Origin of the sequence: Proteus sp. CA142267, assembly GCF_003336825.1 — a bacterium.
GTDB classification, from domain to species: Bacteria; Pseudomonadota; Gammaproteobacteria; order Enterobacterales; family Enterobacteriaceae; genus Proteus; species Proteus terrae.
In genome coordinates this window covers 1224305-1242037 of record NZ_QPMG01000001.1, presented here as the reverse complement: position 1 = coordinate 1242037, position 17733 = coordinate 1224305, and the positions used below count along the sequence as shown (strand labels likewise).

The window sequence follows — 17733 nt, the reverse complement described above, 5'->3', positions numbered from 1 at the left end:
GTTGAGCTAACCAGTACTAATGAACCGTGAGGCTTAACCTGACAACACCGAAGGTGTTTTGTCTGAGAGACGAACAGTAGATGAAGTAGGCTTGTTTAAGATTGATATTGCTGGCGACTAACCGAAAGGAAAGAAGCGGGTAATAAAACCGAATTTGCTTGGCGGCCATAGCGCAGCGGACCCACCTGAATCCATGCCGAACTCAGAAGTGAAACGTTGTAGCGCCGATGGTAGTGTGGGGTCTCCCCATGTGAGAGTAGGGAACTGCCAGGCATTAATTAAAGCGTTAGTGTTAAATAACATTAATCGCGCAAAGAATACGCGGAGCGGTAGTTCAGTTGGTTAGAATACCTGCCTGTCACGCAGGGGGTCGCGGGTTCGAGTCCCGTCCGTTCCGCCAACATTAAGAAACCTAAGTCTAACGACTTAGGTTTTTTTTTGCTTAAAATTTAAAATAAACCAAAAATTAATCAGAGATTTTTAAGTAAATATAACTATTATGTATAAAAATAATTACTTTTGTTGATTATAGTGTCCTTTTAAAGGGTGAGAGCGAAGCTTGCCTTTGGTATACTTCAGTTATAGCAAGAGATCTTGCTGTTTATCTGAGGTTGCTAATGGCGAAAAAACCAACTTATTCAGTGCGTTTTGTGGCAGGTCAACCTGTTGAAAGGATTGAGCCGAGCCCGCCTCTAAGTGAAAGAAAGGATATTCTACCTATTGGAATGCCTCTTTATACTGAAGGTACTCTAAAAATTGCGGTTTGGAATATCTATAAACAGCAACGACTCAATTGGCGTAATATGTTGGAAACGCTTTCAACAGATACACATTTACTTTTGTTACAAGAAGCGCAAACCACACCAGAGCTTGTCCGTTTTGCTGGCACTCATCATTTAATTGCAGATCAAGTTCCTGCCTTGGCTTTTCAACAACACCCTGCAGGTGTGATGACATTATCAAGTTCTCATCCTATCTATTGTTGTCCTCTCAGGGAAAAAGAGCCCTTTTTAAGACTACCGAAATCAGCATTAATTACGGTATATCCGCTAATTACAGGTGATCATTTAATGGTCATTAATGTTCATGCGATTAATTTTAGTTTTGGTGTTGATGTTTATCAGCGTCAGTTAAGTAATTTATCTATTCACATCATGCATCATAAGGGGCCTATTATTTTAGCGGGTGATTTTAATGCGTGGAGTCGCCCAAGAGTCAATGTATTAAAACGTTTTGCGAGAGCGTTAAGACTTAAAGAGGTTATTTTTGATAACGATTGGCGTACAACAGCCTTTGGTAAACCCTTGGATTATATTTTTTATCGAGGATTATCATTGAATAAAGCTGAAGTCTTAATCACAGATGCATCTGATCATCATCCTTTAATTGCGACATTTTATTAGTGAGTGATTATAATATTAGTTAATATTAAAGTTTTAATATTTGAATTGAATGTAATTATATTATTCATTGATTAGATATATTATTTTATGGGTGGTTTATTTATCTATTTAATATATTTGTTATATTAATAACTTTTACTATAATTTTTTCGTCTATCTAATATCACTAGGTATAGGAAATAAAATGCCAACAAAAAATATAGTTATTATTGGCGGCGGTACAGGCGGAACTATTCTTGCTAATATCCTAGCTAAAAAGTTAAATGACGAAATATTTTCAAATAAAATCAAAATAACGCTTATTTCAGATAATCCTAATCATTATTACAAACCTGCATTTATGTATATTGCATTCAATCTTTTTTTAAAAGAAGAGCTAATGCGATCAGAAAGAAGTTTATTAAGACCTGAAATTGAATTTGTTATTGATAAAGCAGAACGTTTTGACTTTAATAATAAAGTTATTTATTGCGAGTCTAATAAAAAATACAATTATGACTTTTTAGTATTAGCAACAGGTTGTGTTCCTAGTCCTCATAGAATTGAAGGCTTAAAAGAAGCGGGGAATCATTTCTACCAATATGAAGCCGCTAGAACACTTGCTGATAAATTAGCTAAAATTGAAAAAGGCCGTATATTTATTACGGTTAGCTTCCCTGAAACACCTAATGTACCTCATCAATGTGGTATTGCTCCTATGGAGACTACATTGATGCTGGATGAACTTCTTCGCCAGCGTCGAGTGAGAAGTAATATTGAGATTGTTTATACCTATCCTACAGTTGCTCAATTACTAAGAAACTGTCTGTTTATGCAACAAGAAGTTTGTGAAGTTCTTCCTGCGGTATTCTCTGAGCGAGATATTAAAGCTAAACGAGGCTTTACGTTAAGCCATGTTGATCCTGATAAGAAAATCGCTTACTCAAAAGAGGGTGAGGCAGAGCCGTTTGATATCCTTATGAGTACACCGCCAATTACTGCGGTTGAGGCTATCCGTAACACAGGCTTAAGTGAACATAATAATGGTGAAGGCTGGTTACCTACTGATCCTGAAACATTGCAAGTTTATGGGTTAAATCAAGTGTATGTTCTTGGTGATACGGTTGATTTACCGATTAGTAAAGCCGGTGGTAGTTGTCATAACCAAGCTGGCGTGATTGCAAATAATATCTGTGGTGAGCTTCGCTATGGTTATCCTGCTGCAATTTATGATGGTCGAGTGCAAGCTGTCGCACAAATGGGATTATCTGCAGGTATGCCATTACAGTATGACTATAAACATGACGTAATTCCTACACCACCAACAAAGTTGGGTGGGTTATTGCGTAATAGTTATAACCGAGGCTTATATTGGGCAACCGTTAGAGGATTATTATAGGGGATACAATAATGAGTGAAAATAATTTAAGCCCAGCAGATATTCAACTTTTATCTGATGAAGATAAATTACATCTTCAACATTTATTAGAAAAAGCAAGACCATTATTGGCATTAAAACGGTTTGATAATATCGTCGATTTATTATCTTTAATATCAGATTCAATAGATATTATGGATAATGCAACAGTTGAAAAACTTTCGGTTGCATTTGAAGAAACATTAATTCCAGTTTGGGAATTAAGTGCTGCTTATAATATGGCAAAGAAAGAATCTATTTATCAAGATAAAAAATATACATTAGGTTCAACTTTCGCATTATTAAGAAACCCTGATACTCTTAAAGGAATTTCAATTATTCTAAGAACAGTTCAGATTATCGGGAAAAATAACCAACGAATAGAAAATTAATTAATATTTAGGAGATATAATGATGCAAAGTAATAAACATTTTAATACTCAAGCAATACATTATGGTTATTCTCCGTTAGATTCTCAGGGGGCATTAGTGCCTCCTGTTTTTCAAACATCTACTTTTGTTTTTCCAACTGCACAATATGGTGCTGATTGTTTTTCAGGAAAACAAAAAGGGCATTTTTATTCTCGGATCTCAAACCCTACATTAGAGTTATTAGAAAAGCGTTTAGCTCAATTAGAAAATGGTGAAGGTGCTGTTGTTTTTTCATCTGGTATAGGTGCAATTACTTCTAGTTGTTGGTCATTGCTTAAACCCGGTGATGAACTTATTGCTGATATGACGCTTTATGGCTGCACTTTTACATTTTTCAATCATGGACTCGCTAAATTTGGCGTTAAAATAAAGCATGTTGATTTAACTAACCTCGAAAAATTAAAAGAAGCGATCACAGAGAAAACAAAACTCATTTTCTTTGAGACTCCGGCTAATCCCAATATGCGAGTGAGTGATATTGCAAAGATATCAGAAATTGCGCATCAGCATAATATTTTAGTCATGGTAGATAGCACTTATTGCTCGCCTTATTTACAGCAACCTTTAGGGCTTGGCGCTGATATTGTAGTGCATTCTATGACTAAATATTTATCAGGCCATGGTGATGTAACAGCAGGTGCAATTATTACTACACATGCCCTAGCAGATAAAATACGAGTTGAAGGTTTAAAGGATATGACTGGTGCTTGTCTGTCTCCTCACGATGCCTCATTAATTTTACGAGGTATAAAAACGTTAGGCATAAGAATGGAACAGATCTGCCAAAATGCACAGCGTATTGCACAATATCTTGAAGATAATCCTAAAGTCGAAACTATTTATTATCCTGGGCTAGCTTCATTTCCTCAATACGAACTTGCTAAGCGTCAAATGCGTTTAGCTGGAGGTATGATCGCCATTGAGTTAAAGGGGGGAATAAAAGCAGGCCGAGAGTTTTTGAATCGCTTAAATCTTTTTAGTCGAGCAGTGAGTTTAGGAGACTGTGAGTCTTTAGCTCAACATCCCGCCACAATGACCCATGCTACTTATAGTGCAGAAGAACGACAAAGGCATGGTATTAGTGATGGTTTGATTCGATTATCAATTGGTCTTGAAGATGTGAATGATTTAATTGCTGATTTAAAACAAGCACTGGTTTAGTGAAGATCGCATAATAAAGAAAAAGGCTGTGAATTAATCCGCAGCCTTTATTGTTTAACTCAGAATTGTGATTTATTTCTGGTTCATTCTTGGTTTGATACCTACATAGTAGCCAATAGTTAAAATAGCTACCCATACCATACCGACAACCAATGCCATTCTGGTTGACTCAAAATAGCCTAAGATTGCGATAACAAACGCCATAAAGACGATAGTCAGTGCAGGAGCAACAGGCCATAGTGGTACTGGGAATTTCAGTGTTTTCACTTCATCTGCGCTCATCTTACGACGCATCGCAACTTGAGAAAGTAAAATCATTAACCATACCCAAACTGTTGCAAATGTCGCAATAGAGGCGATTAAAACGAAGATTTGCTCTGGGATTAGGTAGTTAAGTACTACGCCCAGTAACAAGACAACAGACATCACTAGCACAGTCATCCAAGGCACACCATTACGAGTGAGCTTCATAAAGGATTTTGGTGCTTGTCCTTCTTGAGCCATTCCGTACATCATTCGACCAGCACCAAAGATATCACTGTTAATCGCAGAGATTGCGGCCGTGATAACCACAAGGTTTAAGATATTTGCTGCTGAATTGATCCCTAGATTTGAGAAAATCTGTACAAATGGGCTACCGTTATGGCCGATTTGTTGCCAAGGGAAAATGCACATTAGAATGAAAATCGTCAGTACATAGAATAATAAGATACGAAACGGTACGGCATTGATAGCTTTAGGAATGGTTTTTTCAGGATCTTTAGCTTCACTGGCAGTAATACCAATCACTTCAATCCCACCAAACGCAAACATGACAATGGCGAGCGAGGCGATAACCCCTTCAATACCATTTGGCATAAAGCCACCAAACTCCCATAAGTTAGAAATACCAATAGGGTGTTCAGTTTGTTGCCCAAAGCCATACATCATAATGACAACACCGCCAATTATCATGGCGATAATTGCAGTGACTTTAACAATAGAAAGCCAAAATTCCATTTCACCAAATATCTTCACATGGCAAAGGTTTAAGGCGCCAATAAAGCAAACGATGCCTAATACCCATATCCATTGATCAACATCTGGGAACCAGAGTTTCATATAGAAACCAAATGCCGTGACGTCAGCTAAACAGACAATCAGCATTTCAAAAACGTAGTTCCAGCCCGTTAAGAAGCCGGCTAAAGGCCCCATATAATGGCTTGCATATTGTGAAAAAGAGCCTGCAACAGGATGATGAACTGCCATTTCACCTAATGCACGCATAACCATAAATACTGCTGCACCACCAATAAGGTAAGCAAGCAATACAGCTGGACCCGCTTTCTCAATGGCAGCCGCAGAGCCATAAAATAAACCTGTACCGATTGCAGAGCCTAGCGCCATGAAACGAATGTGCCGCCCTGATAATCCTCGTGAAAGTTGATTCTCTTTTTGCATCTAAAGTATTCCCATCTCTGTCCAACGGAGGATATCTATCCTCTTTTTCAGTGTCTTCTCGCACGTTAGCTATTCAAAACAAACCATGTACCTTATCATAAAGCCTCTTACGGTGAGATAGTTATCTGTAATAATCATCAGCATTCATTGGATATCAGAGTTTCTTATGCAATACCCCATTAATGAAGTGTTTCAAACCTTACAGGGTGAAGGTGTTTTTACTGGCGTTCCTGCACTTTTTGTTCGATTACAGGGTTGTCCTGTAGGTTGTAGTTGGTGTGATACCAAACATACTTGGGAAAAAGAAGACCAAAAAAAAGTTCCTCTTGGTGATATTTCTATTAAAACGCAAGAAAGCGATGCTTGGGGAGAAGCCAGCGTTGCTCAGATTTTATCACTTTTCCAACAACAAGGTTATAGTGCAAAACACGTGGTTATCACAGGAGGCGAGCCTTGCTTATATGATTTACGCCCTTTAACAGAAGGGCTTGAGCAAGCAGGTTTTGCCTGTCAGATAGAAACCAGTGGTACTCACGATATTTTATGTAGTGAGAAGACTTGGGTGACACTTTCCCCAAAAGTGGGCATGAAGGGGGGCTTTAAGGTATTAACCAGCGCAATTAATCGTGCTAATGAGATAAAACATCCTGTTGGACGTGAAAAAGATATTGAAGCGTTGGATGCCTTACTGACATTACGCACAGAGCACCCCGCACCTGTTGTTGCTTTACAACCTATTAGTTGTAAAGAGAGTGCGACGGCATTATGTATTAAAACCTGCATTGAGCGTAATTGGCGTTTCTCAATGCAAACGCATAAATATTTAAATATTGCGTGATCGTGTTTTTAATATAAAAAATCAGCCAATAAAGGCTGATTTTCTTCTAGGTGATAACGGTTTAATGTTAAACTCGATTTACTCACCGCGATAAATACATCCTGCTGTACACGTCTCTTTCACCATCACCGCAGATAATAATGGCAATGACGGTTTTACTTGTTGCCAAATCCATTTTGCCAGCACTTCGCTGGTCGGATTTTCTAGGCCTTCAATTTCATTAAGATAGTAGTGATCTAGACGCTCAAGAGTAGGTTTAAATGCGGCTTTCACATCAGCAAAATCAATAAGCCAACCTGAATGTGCATCAACTTCACCTGTTAGCTCTAATCTAACAAGAAAGGAGTGCCCATGAAGACGTCCACATTTATGGCCTTCAGGAACATGTGGCAAATGGTGGGCTGCTTCAAACTGAAAATCTTTAAAGATGGTGGTTGTCATCAAAACTCTCTTGACTTAATTAGTAAAAAAAAGACACAAATAGTACGAAGTCTACCAGTGTAGCCGATTTATCGTATCACGCCTAATCTCCCTTAATCTTAATGGCTTATTATGTTCCTTTTTGCTTATTGATTATATTGGTAAAGGAAACCGATAAATAAATTTAGCATTTAAGGTTATTAGATAGAGCCAACAGGTCTTTAATTCATCTTCTAGTCGTGGGATACCCTCTCAATATTAGAAATATTATCAAAGAACAATAAAGCACAGATAAGTGCTTCGCTTTTTTAAGGCAGGATAAATGAGCAATCAACCTCCATTATTATCAATGCTTCCATTAACACCGGAACAATTGAATAAATTACAGGATGCAACAAAAGATCTCTCAACAGCGCAGATTGCGTGGTTATCTGGCTATTTGTGGGGACAGCTTAATCCTTCTGTTGTATCCGCATCGACAGCGGTTACCTCAGCAACAGTTACCTCAGCACACGTACCAGAGCAGGAAACCATTACATTGATCTCTGCCTCTCAAACGGGTAATGCGCGTCATCTTGCTGAACAGTTACGAGATAATTTGGTTGCTCACAAATTGAATGTAGAACTATATTCCGCAGGCGAATATAAGTTTAAGCAGATCCATAAAACAACAACCTTGATCATCATTGCATCTACGCAAGGTGAAGGTGATCCCCCTGAAGAAGCAATCGCTTTTTATAAATATCTGAACTCTAAAAAAGCGGCTGAAATGAAAGGAACGTCTTATGCAGTATTGAGCTTAGGTGATACATCGTATGAGCATTTTTGTAAGGCAGGAAAAGATTTTGATGAGCGAATTGCACAACTAGGTGCAACACGTTTATTACCAAGAGTTGATGCTGATGTTGAATATCAAGCCATTGCGGATGAATGGATAGAGCAGCTTACCGGGATCTTAAAGGCAAAAGTTCCGACACAAAATACACAAGTCTTACAACAAACACAGTCAGGTACAACAGATACGATTGAGGCATCTATTTATCATCGAGATGCCCCTTTTACTGCCACATTACTGACTAATCAAAAAATTACAGGCAGAAATTCAGATAGAGATATTCGCCATATTGAAATCAGCCTTGAAGGTTCTGATTTGCAATATCAACCGGGCGATGCATTAGGCGTTTGGTTTAATAACTCACCTGAAAAAGTAGATGAACTTATTACTTTGTTGTGGCTAAAGGGTGATGAGCTTGTCACGTTAAAATCTCAAACATTCACCTTAAGGGAAGCGTTACTGCATCATTGTGAACTAACTCAAAATAGCGCACCTATCGTAAAAGCCTATGCCCAATTGACGCGTCATGAAGATCTATTGTCATTAGTGGCTGATAAAACCAAGCTTCAGCAATATGCAGACAAACATCCTATTAATGAGATGGTACGCCAATATTGTGCTCAACCTACTGCACAAGATTTTGTTGATATTTTACGTCCACTGATTCCTCGCCTTTACTCTATTGCATCGTCACAACAAGAAGTCGAAGACGAAGTACACCTTACTTTAGGGGTTGTACGTTACGACGTTAATTCTCGTGCTTATACCGGTGGGGCTTCTGGCTTTTTAGCGGATAGCTTGAAAGAAGGCGATAGCATCAATGTTTTTATCGAAAAAAATGTGCATTTTCGCCTACCTGAAGATAACACCGCCCCTATCATTATGATTGGCCCAGGTACAGGCATTGCACCTTTTCGAGGTTTTATGCAACAGCGCGACAATGACGCCGCGACAGGTAAAAACTGGTTATTTTTTGGTAATCCTCATTTTGTAGAAGATTTTCTCTATCAAGTGGAATGGCAACGTTATGTCAAAAGCGGTCTGCTAACTCATATCGATTTAGCATGGTCACGAGATCAAGCACATAAAATTTATGTACAAGATAAATTACGTGAACGTGGTAGTGAGATTTGGCAATGGTTACAGCTGGGCGCTTATCTTTATGTCTGTGGCGATGCGTCACGAATGGCAAAAGATGTTGAACAGGCGTTGTTAGATATTGTGATGGAGTATGGCAATAAAAATATTGAAGAAGCAGATGAATACTTAAGTGAGCTACGCCTAGAACGGCGTTATCAGAGGGATGTCTATTAAATGAAATCACACACTCAAGCGCCCTTAGTGGTTGAAGGGAAACTGGCTGATAGTGAACGCATGAAAAAAGAGAGTCACTTTTTACGCGGCACTATTACAGAAGACTTACAAAATGGTTTAACGGGTGGTTTTGAAGGCGATAACTTTCTATTGATCCGCTTTCATGGCATGTATCAACAAGATGACAGAGATATTCGCGCTGAACGTGCGGAGCAAATGTTAGAACCTCGTCATGCAATGATGCTACGTTGCCGTTTACCCGGGGGAGTTATTTCGCCTAAACAGTGGCTTAGCATTGATAAATTTGCGACTGGAAATACGCTTTATGGCAGTATTCGTATTACCAATCGTCAAACATTTCAATTTCATGGCATTTTAAAGGGCAATGTAAAACTTGCTCATCAAATGTTAGCCGCCACAGGACTTGATTCTTTAGCAACAGCGAATGATGTTAACCGTAACGTGTTATGTACTTCAAACCCAGTGCAATCTTCATTACACCAAGAAGCGTATGAGTGGGCGAAAAAAATATCAGAACATCTGTTACCTCGCACCCATGCTTATGCGGAAATTTGGTTAGATAAAGAGAAAATTGCAACAACAGACGAAGAGCCTATTTTAGGAGAAACCTATTTACCACGGAAATTTAAAACCTCGGTGGTGATCCCGCCTCACAATGATGTTGATCTTCATGCTAATGATATGAATTTTATTGCGATTGCTGAAAACGGGCATTTAGTGGGCTTTAATGTGCTTGTAGGTGGCGGTCTTGCAATGACACATGGCGATAAAAACACCTTTCCTCGCTTAGCCAGTGAGTTTGGTTATATCTCTATTGAGAATACATTGGCAATTGCCGAAGCCATTGTGACGACTCAACGTGATTGGGGAAATCGAACTGAACGTAAAAATGCAAAAACAAAATACACACTGGAACGTGTTGGCGTAGAGACATTTAAACAAGAGGTTGAACGCCGTTCTGGAGTGATTTTTGAGGCTATTAAACCTTATGAATTTACCCATCGAGGTGATCAAATCGGTTGGTTAAAAGGTGTTGATAATAAATGGCACCTAACTTTATTTATTGAAAGTGGACGATTGATTGATACGACAGATACTCCATTAAAAACAGGCGTGGCGGAAATAGCCAAAATTCATCAAGGTGATTTCCGACTGACTGCTAATCAAAATTTAATTGTGGCAGGTGTATTAGAGAGTGAAAAAGCCAATATTGAAGCGATTGCTCGTCGATATGGTTTGATGAATAGCCAAATTACACCACTGCGTGAACATGCGATGGCGTGTGTTTCTTTCCCAACTTGCCCATTGGCGATGGCAGAAGCTGAGCGCTTTTTGCCTTCATTCACAGATATCCTTGATAGTTTGATGACAAAACATGGTGTGAGTGACGAGTATATTGTTGTGCGTGTAACAGGATGCCCGAATGGCTGTGGTCGGGCTATGTTGGCAGAAGTTGGGCTGGTGGGTAAAGCACCTGATCGTTACAACTTGTATTTAGGGGGTAATCGCATTGGGACACGTATTCCTAGAATGTATCGTGAAAATATTACCTCGCAAGAAATCATTGCAATACTGGATCCGCTGATTGGTGAATGGGCGATTTCTCGTCATAACAATGAAGGTTTCGGTGATTTTCTTATCCGCACTGATGTTGTTAAACCTGTACTGAATTCAGCGATTGATTTTTATGAAGTGCAGGAGGCGATATGAGTTTATTTCAGCTTGCTTCGCTAAAACAGTTACCTGTTGAAGAGCAAACACATGCTTTGAGCGAGATTAATCAACAGCTAGAGCAATTAAGCGCCATTGAACGGGTTACTTGGGCTTTAGAACATTTGCCTAAAGCCTATGTATTAAGCTCTAGTTTTGGTATTCAAGCTGCGGTATGTCTGCATTTAATCACTCGGCAATATCCTGAAATTCCTGTGATTTTGACTGATACAGGTTACCTGTTTCCTGAAACCTATCAATTTATTGATACGTTGACTCAGCAGTTACAACTTAACTTGAAGATCTATCGAGCTGAAATATCTTCATCTTGGCAAGAAGCGCGCTATGGCAAACTTTGGTTAGAAGGCATTGATGGTATTGAACGTTATAACCAGATAAATAAAGTAGAGCCGATGGAAAGGGCGTTAAAAGCATTACAGGCTCAAACATGGTTTGCAGGTCTTCGCCGACAACAAGCTAAAAGCCGTGAACATTTACCAGTGCTTTCAATCGCAAAAGGGATCTTTAAGTTTTTACCTATCGTTGATTGGGGTAATAAGCAGGTTTATCAATATCTTAAAGAGAACAACTTACCTTATCACCCTTTATGGGAACAAGGTTATCTCTCTGTGGGAGATACTCATACAACCCGAAAATGGGAAGACGGTATGAGTGAAGAAGAAACACGATTTTTCGGCTTAAAACGTGAGTGTGGATTACACGAATAACGCCATTATCTACCAATAAATAATTTGGGGGAATAGAGCTTATCTATTGCCCTTTTTGTCATTTATAAAATTATAACCATTTGAAAATACTTTATTTTTCCTTATTCCTTTCTGTTCCATCACATAGCTTTTTGTCATTTCATAACTTCTAAAGCACCTTTTATAGTCGTTAGTTATAAAGTGAACAACGAAGGTGAAATGCGCGTATGGATTACCTACCCTTATTTGTGGAATTAAAAGAACGCCCAGTGTTATTGGTTGGTGGTGGTCATGTTGCTGCGCGTAAAGCTTTGCTGTTGTTAAGAGCTGGCGCTCGCTTAAGAGTGATTGCACCTCAGTTGTGTGATGAATTACACCTTGCTTATCAGCAAGATAAAATTGAATGGGTATCAGCAAAATATCAATCTGAACATCTATTAGGAATGATGCTTGTGATTGTAGCCACTGATGACAGTGTGCTTAACCAGCAAGTTTATCTTGATGCACAAGCACGGCATATTTTTGTCAATGTGGTGGATTCACAACCTCAATGCTCATTTATTTTTCCTGCCATTATCGATAGAAATCCTATTTTGATTGCCATTTCATCGGCGGGAAAAGCACCTGTTTTAGTGCGAATGATCCGTGAAAAGTTAGAAGCCTTATTGCCAAGTTCATTAGGCACAATGGCGACAATAGCCGGAAAATGGCGCAACAAAGTGAAACAGCACTTAGAGACTTTTCAATCTCGTTGCCGTTTTTGGGAGCAAGCTTTCAGCGGTAAATTTGCTTCTTTAGTGGCAAGCGATCAATTAGCACAAGCAGAAGCCTTGCTTGAACAACAATTGAAACAAAAAGAGTGCCAACAAGGCGAACTTGCATTGGTTGGGGCTGGTCCCGGGGATGCAGGGTTATTAACACTGCGCGGTTTACAGGTTATTCAACAAGCTGAAGTTGTGCTCTACGACAGTTTAGTGAGCCCAGAGGTTTTAGAGCTTGTTCGCCGTGATGCTGACACTATTTGTGTAGGTAAAAGAGCGGGACACCATAGTGTTTCTCAAGAAGAAACCAATGCACTTATCGTGAAATATGCACAACTTGGTAAACGCGTTGTTCGATTAAAAGGTGGCGATCCCTTTATTTTTGGACGTGGTGGTGAAGAAATTGAAGTTGCTATCGCGCATGGGATCTCTTTTCAAGTTGTACCGGGGATCACTGCAGCGAGCGGAGCGAGTGCCTATGCAGGGGTCCCGTTAACCCACCGACAATATGCTCAAAGTGTCACCTTTATGACAGGGCATTGTAAAGCGGATGGGATCGAGCCGGATTGGGCATCGTTAGCGCAAGCTAATCACACACTCGCTATTTATATGGGAACAGCAAAAGCAGAGCTTATTAGCCAGCGTTTAATCAAACTAGGACGTTCTCCATTAACGCCTATCGCGGTGATTAGTTGTGGCACTCGTGGGGATCAGCAGGTCTTCACGGGGGATCTAACACAATTAGCTCAGTTAGCTGAAAAAGCACCGACTCCCGCTTTATTAATTGTGGGAGAAGTCGCTGCACTACATCACCAACTTGCGTGGTTTGGTGATAGATACACTTCTCAATCCTTACCGTCACTCCATTCACCTTTGGTTCATTTTGCCTAAACGAGGTTGTTATGAATGAAACACAGCTAACCCACCTTCAGCAATTAGAAGCAGAAAGTATTTATATTCTGCGTGAGGTTGTCGCTGAATTTGAAAATCCCGTCATGCTTTATTCAATAGGCAAAGATTCCTCGGTGATGTTGCATTTAGCTCGCAAGGCGTTTTATCCCGCGAAATTACCTTTTCCTTTGTTGCATGTTGATACGGGCTGGAAGTTTCGAGAAATGTATGAATTTCGAGATAAAACGGCTAAAGAATATAACTTTGATCTTAAAGTTTATCGAAATCCACAAGGGGTAGAACTTGGGATCAATCCGTTTATTCATGGTAGTGCAAAACACACAGATATCATGAAAACCGAAGGACTAAAGCAAGCCTTAGACAAATATGGGTTTGATGCGGCATTTGGTGGTGCGCGCCGTGACGAAGAAAAATCACGAGCTAAAGAACGTATCTATTCGTTTAGAGATAGAAAGCATCGCTGGGATCCGAAAAACCAACGCCCTGAATTATGGAAAAACTATAACGGACAGATTAATAAAGGTGAAAGTATTCGTGTGTTTCCGTTATCTAATTGGACAGAACTCGATATTTGGCAATATATCTATTTAGAAAATATCGACATTGTTCCGCTCTATTTTGCAAAAAATAGACCGGTTATCGAACGAGATGGCACCTTAATCATGGTAGATGACGACAGAATCGATCTAAAACCCGGTGAGGTGATCTCACAGCAAAAAGTAAGATTTAGAACACTGGGATGCTGGCCATTAACTGGTGCCATTCATTCACAAGCAGAGACTCTACCGGCCATTATTGAAGAAATGCTGATTTCCACCAGCAGTGAGCGACAAGGGCGTTTAATTGACAGTGATCAGTCGGCATCGATGGAACTGAAAAAACGCCAAGGTTATTTTTAATCGGAGGAAATATGGGACTTTTAGCCGTAAAAACGAATCAACTTGTCGCAGGTGAAATTGCACAACAGGGCGGTATAGAGCGCTATCTAAAGACTCAACAGAATAAAGGATTACTGCGATTTCTAACCTGTGGCAATGTCGATGATGGAAAAAGTACATTAATAGGACGTTTACTTCATGACACAAGGCAGATCTATGAAGATCAGCTTTCTACATTACAAAATGAAAGTAAAAAGATCGGGACTCAAGGTGAAAAACTCGATCTTGCTTTGCTGGTGGATGGATTAGCGGCAGAAAGAGAGCAAGGGATCACTATTGATGTTGCTTATCGCTATTTTTCAACTTCAAAGCGCAAGTTTATTATTGCTGACACACCAGGACATGCTCAATATACCCGCAATATGGCGACAGGTGCATCAACAAGTTCACTTTCTATTCTGCTGATCGATGCTCGAAAAGGCGTACAAGAACAAACACGGCGACACAGTTTTATCAGTACACTCCTTGGGATCCGTCACTTAATCGTTGCAATCAATAAAATGGATCTTGTGGATTATCAGCAAGCATTCTTTAACTCGATCCAACAAGATTATCTTCATTTTGCTGATCAGCTCCCAACGGATCTAACCATTGAGTTTGTTCCTATTTCTGCCCTTGATGGTGACAATGTGGTTTCTCCCTCATTGAATATGCCTTGGTATCAAGGAAAACCATTGCTTTCATTATTGGAAGATGCGCCGGTTAAATTAGGTTCAGACGCACAACCACTGTGTTTCCCTGTGCAATATGTGAATCGTCCAGATTTAGATTTTAGAGGATACAGCGGTACGGTGTCTTCGGGCGTGCTTTATCAAGGGCAACAAATCAAAGTACTACCTTCAGGAAAACAGACAACGATTAAACGTATCGTCACTTTTGATGGAGATTTAACACAAGCCAAAGCGGGGCAAGCCATTACACTGGTTTTGGCGGATGAAATTGATATTAGTCGTGGGGATATTATCGTTGATGATAACGATACAACCACCAATATTAGTACTCATGCATTAATTGACGTGGTGTGGATGTCAGAGCAACCTTTAGTACAAGGGCATACTCTAGACATCAAGATCGTAGGCAAAAAAAGCCGCGCCAAAATAGAGAATATTCATTATCAAGTGGATGTGAATAAGCTTACTCAACAAGTTACAGATAACTTAAGTTTAAATGCAATAGGTAGTGTTGAAGTCTCATTTGAAGAGCCATTGGTGCTGGATAACTATCAAACCAATGCCGATATGGGCGGGCTTATTTTTATTGATCGACTAAGCAATGTCACTGTTGGTGCTGGACTTATTCGAGAAACAAGAGATAACGCGATACAAACTACGACACAATATGATGCTTTTGAAATTGAGTTAAACCAGCTTATCCGTCGCCATTTTCCCCATTGGGGAGCAAGAGATCTTCTTGGAGGAAAATAGTGGTGATAAGCAACGATATTGTTTGGCATCCTCATAAAATTGGATTAAATGAACGCGAATCACAACAAACACACAAAGGATGTGTGCTTTGGTTTACAGGCTTATCTGGTTCTGGTAAATCCACACTTGCCGATGCGCTAGAGCAAGCGCTTTATAATTACTCACAAAAGTATTCACTCATTCATACCTATCTATTAGATGGAGATAACTTACGTTATGGATTATGTCGTGATCTTGGATTTAGTGCAGAAGATAGGCACGAAAATATCCGCCGTGTGGGTGAAGTGGCTAAATTGATGGTAGATGCGGGACTGATTGTCTTAACGGCTTTTATCTCGCCTTACCAAAAAGATAGACAACAAGTTAGAGATCGTTTTGAGCAAGGAAGATTTATTGAGATCTTCGTTGATACGCCACTTTCTATTTGTGAAGCTCGTGATCCGAAAGGGCTTTATCAAAAAGCAAGACGAGGTGAGATAAAGCAATTTTCAGGTATCGATTCGCCTTATGAACGGCCCATTGATCCCGAATTACATTTAGACGGCACACTTCCTATAAATACCCTTATCCAACAAATCATCATATACTTACGGCAAAAAAAAATTTACTGTTAATTTTATGATGAGTTTGAATTATCTCTACACAAACACCCCAAAAAAGGGGATATGTGTAGAGATAATGTATGTATTTAAAGTAAAATATGCATATTAAGTCATACTATTTCAAATGCGACTTACGCATTAATTAAGAGCCCATTTATTTATAAATAACCCCCATAGCACTTCATCTTAATAAGAAAAAATCAAACCTTAGTCTGAATTTTATAGAAGTTATCCATGTTTATAGTGAGGATAATGGGAATAATAATGTAATATATTCCAGCACTTTTGTGGCGTCTGTGGTTGAGTTGTGGGATGATTAGCCCATTAATCTTGGGGGTGGTAATGGGGAAATTAACAGTCTTACTTCTGATTTTACTTGGCTGGCTACAATATTCATTGTGGTTAGGTAAAAATGGTATCCATGATTACAACAAAGTAACTCAAGAAGTTGAATCTGCATTGGCGCAAAATACGCAGTTAAAAGAGCGTAATGATCGTCTATTTGCAGAGATTGATGACCTCAATGGCGGGCAAGAAGCTTTAGAAGAGCGTGCTCGTAGTGAATTAGGAATGATAAAGCCTAATGAGACATTTTTCCGTATTGTGAGTGATAAATCTCAACCACGTCGTTAATTTATTGAATTAATAGTGTGTCCTGATACAAATATCATAATGAATATAACAAACTCTACTCTTCCTATTGTTGCCGTTATTCCGGCAGCCGGTATTGGAAGTCGAATGCAATCAGTCTGCCCAAAACAATATTTGAAGATTGGCGGATTGACTATTCTTGAACATACCATTAATGCCTTATTGAAACACCCACGTATAACGCAAATTATCGTGGCAATCAGCCCTAATGACAGCTACTTTCACACTTTATCTTTAGCGCAAGATAAAAGAATAATTACGGTTGATGGTGGTGGTGAACGCGCTGACTCCGTATTGTCAGGTTTAGAATATGTCACTCAACATTTTCCTGAAAACACATGGGCATTAGTTCACGATGCAGCAAGACCTTGTCTACATTTTGGCGATCTTGATCATCTAATTAAACTCATTGATGAAAACGTGATGGAACCCCACTTTTGTGGTGGCATTCTTGCGACACCGGTTCGCGATACAATGAAACGTAGTTATCACCAAGATAACCATATTGAACAAACAGTAGAAAGAACAACGCTATGGCATGCTTTAACACCACAATTCTTTCCTGCATTGTTATTAAAACAAAATATAGAAAATGCACTCTCTCAAAAAGCAACGATCACTGATGAAGCCTCAGCGATGGAGTTTGCTGGATATGAACCTTTATTAGTTAAAGGTCGTGCAGATAATATCAAAGTTACTCAGCCAGAAGATTTAGCGCTTGCAGAGTTTTTCCTCTCACGCCAAATCACCAGTATAAGGAACACATAA

16 protein-coding genes, 1 tRNA gene and 1 rRNA gene are annotated in these 17733 nt (G+C 39.3%); 16 read left to right on the top strand and 2 right to left on the bottom strand.

From position 1 onward, the window contains the following. Positions 1-157 precede the first annotated feature (157 nt). The 6 genes from rrf to C0T34_RS05700 all read left to right on the top strand — a co-directional run bounded on the left by rrf (position 158) and on the right by C0T34_RS05700 (position 4392). Positions 158-273 (top strand): 5S ribosomal RNA (gene rrf / locus C0T34_RS05725). Between the two features lie 50 nt (positions 274-323). Next, positions 324-400 (top strand) — tRNA-Asp (locus C0T34_RS05720). Between the two features lie 217 nt (positions 401-617). Next, a complete protein-coding gene (locus C0T34_RS05715; RefSeq protein ID WP_098942029.1) occupies positions 618-1403 on the top strand; it encodes an endonuclease/exonuclease/phosphatase family protein in 786 nt (261 codons plus the stop codon). Positions 1404-1587: 184 nt separating this feature from the next. Further along, complete coding sequence (locus C0T34_RS05710) at positions 1588-2781, top strand: FAD/NAD(P)-binding oxidoreductase (protein ID WP_098942030.1); 1194 nt, start codon at positions 1588-1590, stop codon at positions 2779-2781. Positions 2782-2792: 11 nt separating this feature from the next. Beyond that, entirely contained in the window at positions 2793-3191 is a 399-nt protein-coding gene (locus C0T34_RS05705) for a hypothetical protein (RefSeq protein ID WP_109849823.1), read from the top strand. Positions 3192-3210: 19 nt separating this feature from the next. Next, positions 3211-4392: a methionine gamma-lyase gene (locus C0T34_RS05700; RefSeq protein ID WP_109849822.1), complete on the top strand. Its 1182-nt coding sequence runs from the start codon at positions 3211-3213 to the stop codon at positions 4390-4392. Positions 4393-4464: 72 nt separating this feature from the next. Here C0T34_RS05700 and C0T34_RS05695 read toward each other — a convergent pair whose 3' ends face one another. After that, positions 4465-5832, bottom strand: a complete 1368-nt coding sequence (locus tag C0T34_RS05695) for an amino acid permease (RefSeq protein ID WP_088494719.1) — start codon at positions 5830-5832, stop codon at positions 4465-4467. Positions 5833-5998: 166 nt separating this feature from the next. On the opposite strand from C0T34_RS05695, the gene queE reads away from it, so the two are divergent. Then, positions 5999-6670, top strand: coding sequence for a 7-carboxy-7-deazaguanine synthase QueE (gene queE, locus C0T34_RS05690; RefSeq protein WP_098942034.1), 672 nt, complete (start codon positions 5999-6001; stop codon positions 6668-6670). 78 nt (positions 6671-6748) lie between these two features. Here queE and queD read toward each other — a convergent pair whose 3' ends face one another. After that, entirely contained in the window at positions 6749-7114 is a 366-nt protein-coding gene (gene queD / locus C0T34_RS05685; protein WP_088494721.1) for a 6-carboxytetrahydropterin synthase QueD, read from the bottom strand. Between the two features lie 298 nt (positions 7115-7412). On the opposite strand from queD, the gene cysJ reads away from it, so the two are divergent. From cysJ to ispD, 9 genes are all read left to right on the top strand, one after another. Further along, positions 7413-9239: an NADPH-dependent assimilatory sulfite reductase flavoprotein subunit gene (gene cysJ / locus C0T34_RS05680; protein ID WP_109849821.1), complete on the top strand. Its 1827-nt coding sequence runs from the start codon at positions 7413-7415 to the stop codon at positions 9237-9239. Next, entirely contained in the window at positions 9240-10970 is a 1731-nt protein-coding gene (cysI, locus tag C0T34_RS05675; RefSeq protein ID WP_098942036.1) for an assimilatory sulfite reductase (NADPH) hemoprotein subunit, read from the top strand. Further along, positions 10967-11698 carry a phosphoadenylyl-sulfate reductase gene (locus tag C0T34_RS05670; protein WP_109849820.1) on the top strand — a complete coding sequence of 244 codons (732 nt, stop codon included), beginning with the start codon at positions 10967-10969 and terminating at the stop codon, positions 11696-11698. The genes cysI and C0T34_RS05670 overlap by 4 nt, the downstream gene beginning before the upstream one ends. A 206-nt stretch (positions 11699-11904) precedes the next feature. Beyond that, entirely contained in the window at positions 11905-13329 is a 1425-nt protein-coding gene (cysG, locus tag C0T34_RS05665) for a siroheme synthase CysG (protein ID WP_109849819.1), read from the top strand. Positions 13330-13340: 11 nt separating this feature from the next. Continuing rightward, the gene (gene cysD, locus C0T34_RS05660) at positions 13341-14249 is read left to right on the top strand and encodes a sulfate adenylyltransferase subunit CysD (protein ID WP_098942039.1); all 909 of its coding nucleotides are present in this window, start codon (positions 13341-13343) and stop codon (positions 14247-14249) included. An 11-nt stretch (positions 14250-14260) separates the two neighbouring features. Then, positions 14261-15712, top strand: a complete 1452-nt coding sequence (cysN, locus tag C0T34_RS05655; protein ID WP_109849818.1) for a sulfate adenylyltransferase subunit CysN — start codon at positions 14261-14263, stop codon at positions 15710-15712. After that, on the top strand, positions 15712-16326 hold the full coding sequence (gene cysC, locus C0T34_RS05650; RefSeq protein WP_109849817.1) for an adenylyl-sulfate kinase: 615 nt from the start codon (positions 15712-15714) through the stop codon (positions 16324-16326). Before cysN ends, cysC begins: the two co-directional genes overlap by 1 nt. A gap of 330 nt (positions 16327-16656) precedes the next feature. Further along, a complete protein-coding gene (gene ftsB, locus C0T34_RS05645; protein ID WP_036913758.1) occupies positions 16657-16947 on the top strand; it encodes a cell division protein FtsB in 291 nt (96 codons plus the stop codon). Positions 16948-16986: 39 nt separating this feature from the next. Then, entirely contained in the window at positions 16987-17733 is a 747-nt protein-coding gene (gene ispD, locus C0T34_RS05640; protein WP_075673793.1) for a 2-C-methyl-D-erythritol 4-phosphate cytidylyltransferase, read from the top strand.

What these genes read in the sequence shown, in the direction of transcription:
- C0T34_RS05700 (WP_109849822.1), top strand. Translation starts at nt 3,211, where the DNA reads ATGATGCAAAGTAATAAACATTTTAATACTCAAGCAATACATTATGGT.
- C0T34_RS05695 (WP_088494719.1), bottom strand. Translation starts at nt 5,832, where the DNA reads ATGCAAAAAGAGAATCAACTTTCACGAGGATTATCAGGGCGGCACATT.
- cysN (WP_109849818.1), top strand. Translation starts at nt 14,261, where the DNA reads ATGGGACTTTTAGCCGTAAAAACGAATCAACTTGTCGCAGGTGAAATT.
- cysI (WP_098942036.1), top strand. Translation starts at nt 9,240, where the DNA reads ATGAAATCACACACTCAAGCGCCCTTAGTGGTTGAAGGGAAACTGGCT.
- cysG (WP_109849819.1), top strand. Translation starts at nt 11,905, where the DNA reads ATGGATTACCTACCCTTATTTGTGGAATTAAAAGAACGCCCAGTGTTA.
- cysJ (WP_109849821.1), top strand. Translation starts at nt 7,413, where the DNA reads ATGAGCAATCAACCTCCATTATTATCAATGCTTCCATTAACACCGGAA.
- ispD (WP_075673793.1), top strand. Translation starts at nt 16,987, where the DNA reads ATGAATATAACAAACTCTACTCTTCCTATTGTTGCCGTTATTCCGGCA.
- C0T34_RS05710 (WP_098942030.1), top strand. Translation starts at nt 1,588, where the DNA reads ATGCCAACAAAAAATATAGTTATTATTGGCGGCGGTACAGGCGGAACT.
- C0T34_RS05705 (WP_109849823.1), top strand. Translation starts at nt 2,793, where the DNA reads ATGAGTGAAAATAATTTAAGCCCAGCAGATATTCAACTTTTATCTGAT.
- cysD (WP_098942039.1), top strand. Translation starts at nt 13,341, where the DNA reads ATGAATGAAACACAGCTAACCCACCTTCAGCAATTAGAAGCAGAAAGT.
- ftsB (WP_036913758.1), top strand. Translation starts at nt 16,657, where the DNA reads ATGGGGAAATTAACAGTCTTACTTCTGATTTTACTTGGCTGGCTACAA.
- C0T34_RS05670 (WP_109849820.1), top strand. Translation starts at nt 10,967, where the DNA reads ATGAGTTTATTTCAGCTTGCTTCGCTAAAACAGTTACCTGTTGAAGAG.
- queE (WP_098942034.1), top strand. Translation starts at nt 5,999, where the DNA reads ATGCAATACCCCATTAATGAAGTGTTTCAAACCTTACAGGGTGAAGGT.
- C0T34_RS05715 (WP_098942029.1), top strand. Translation starts at nt 618, where the DNA reads ATGGCGAAAAAACCAACTTATTCAGTGCGTTTTGTGGCAGGTCAACCT.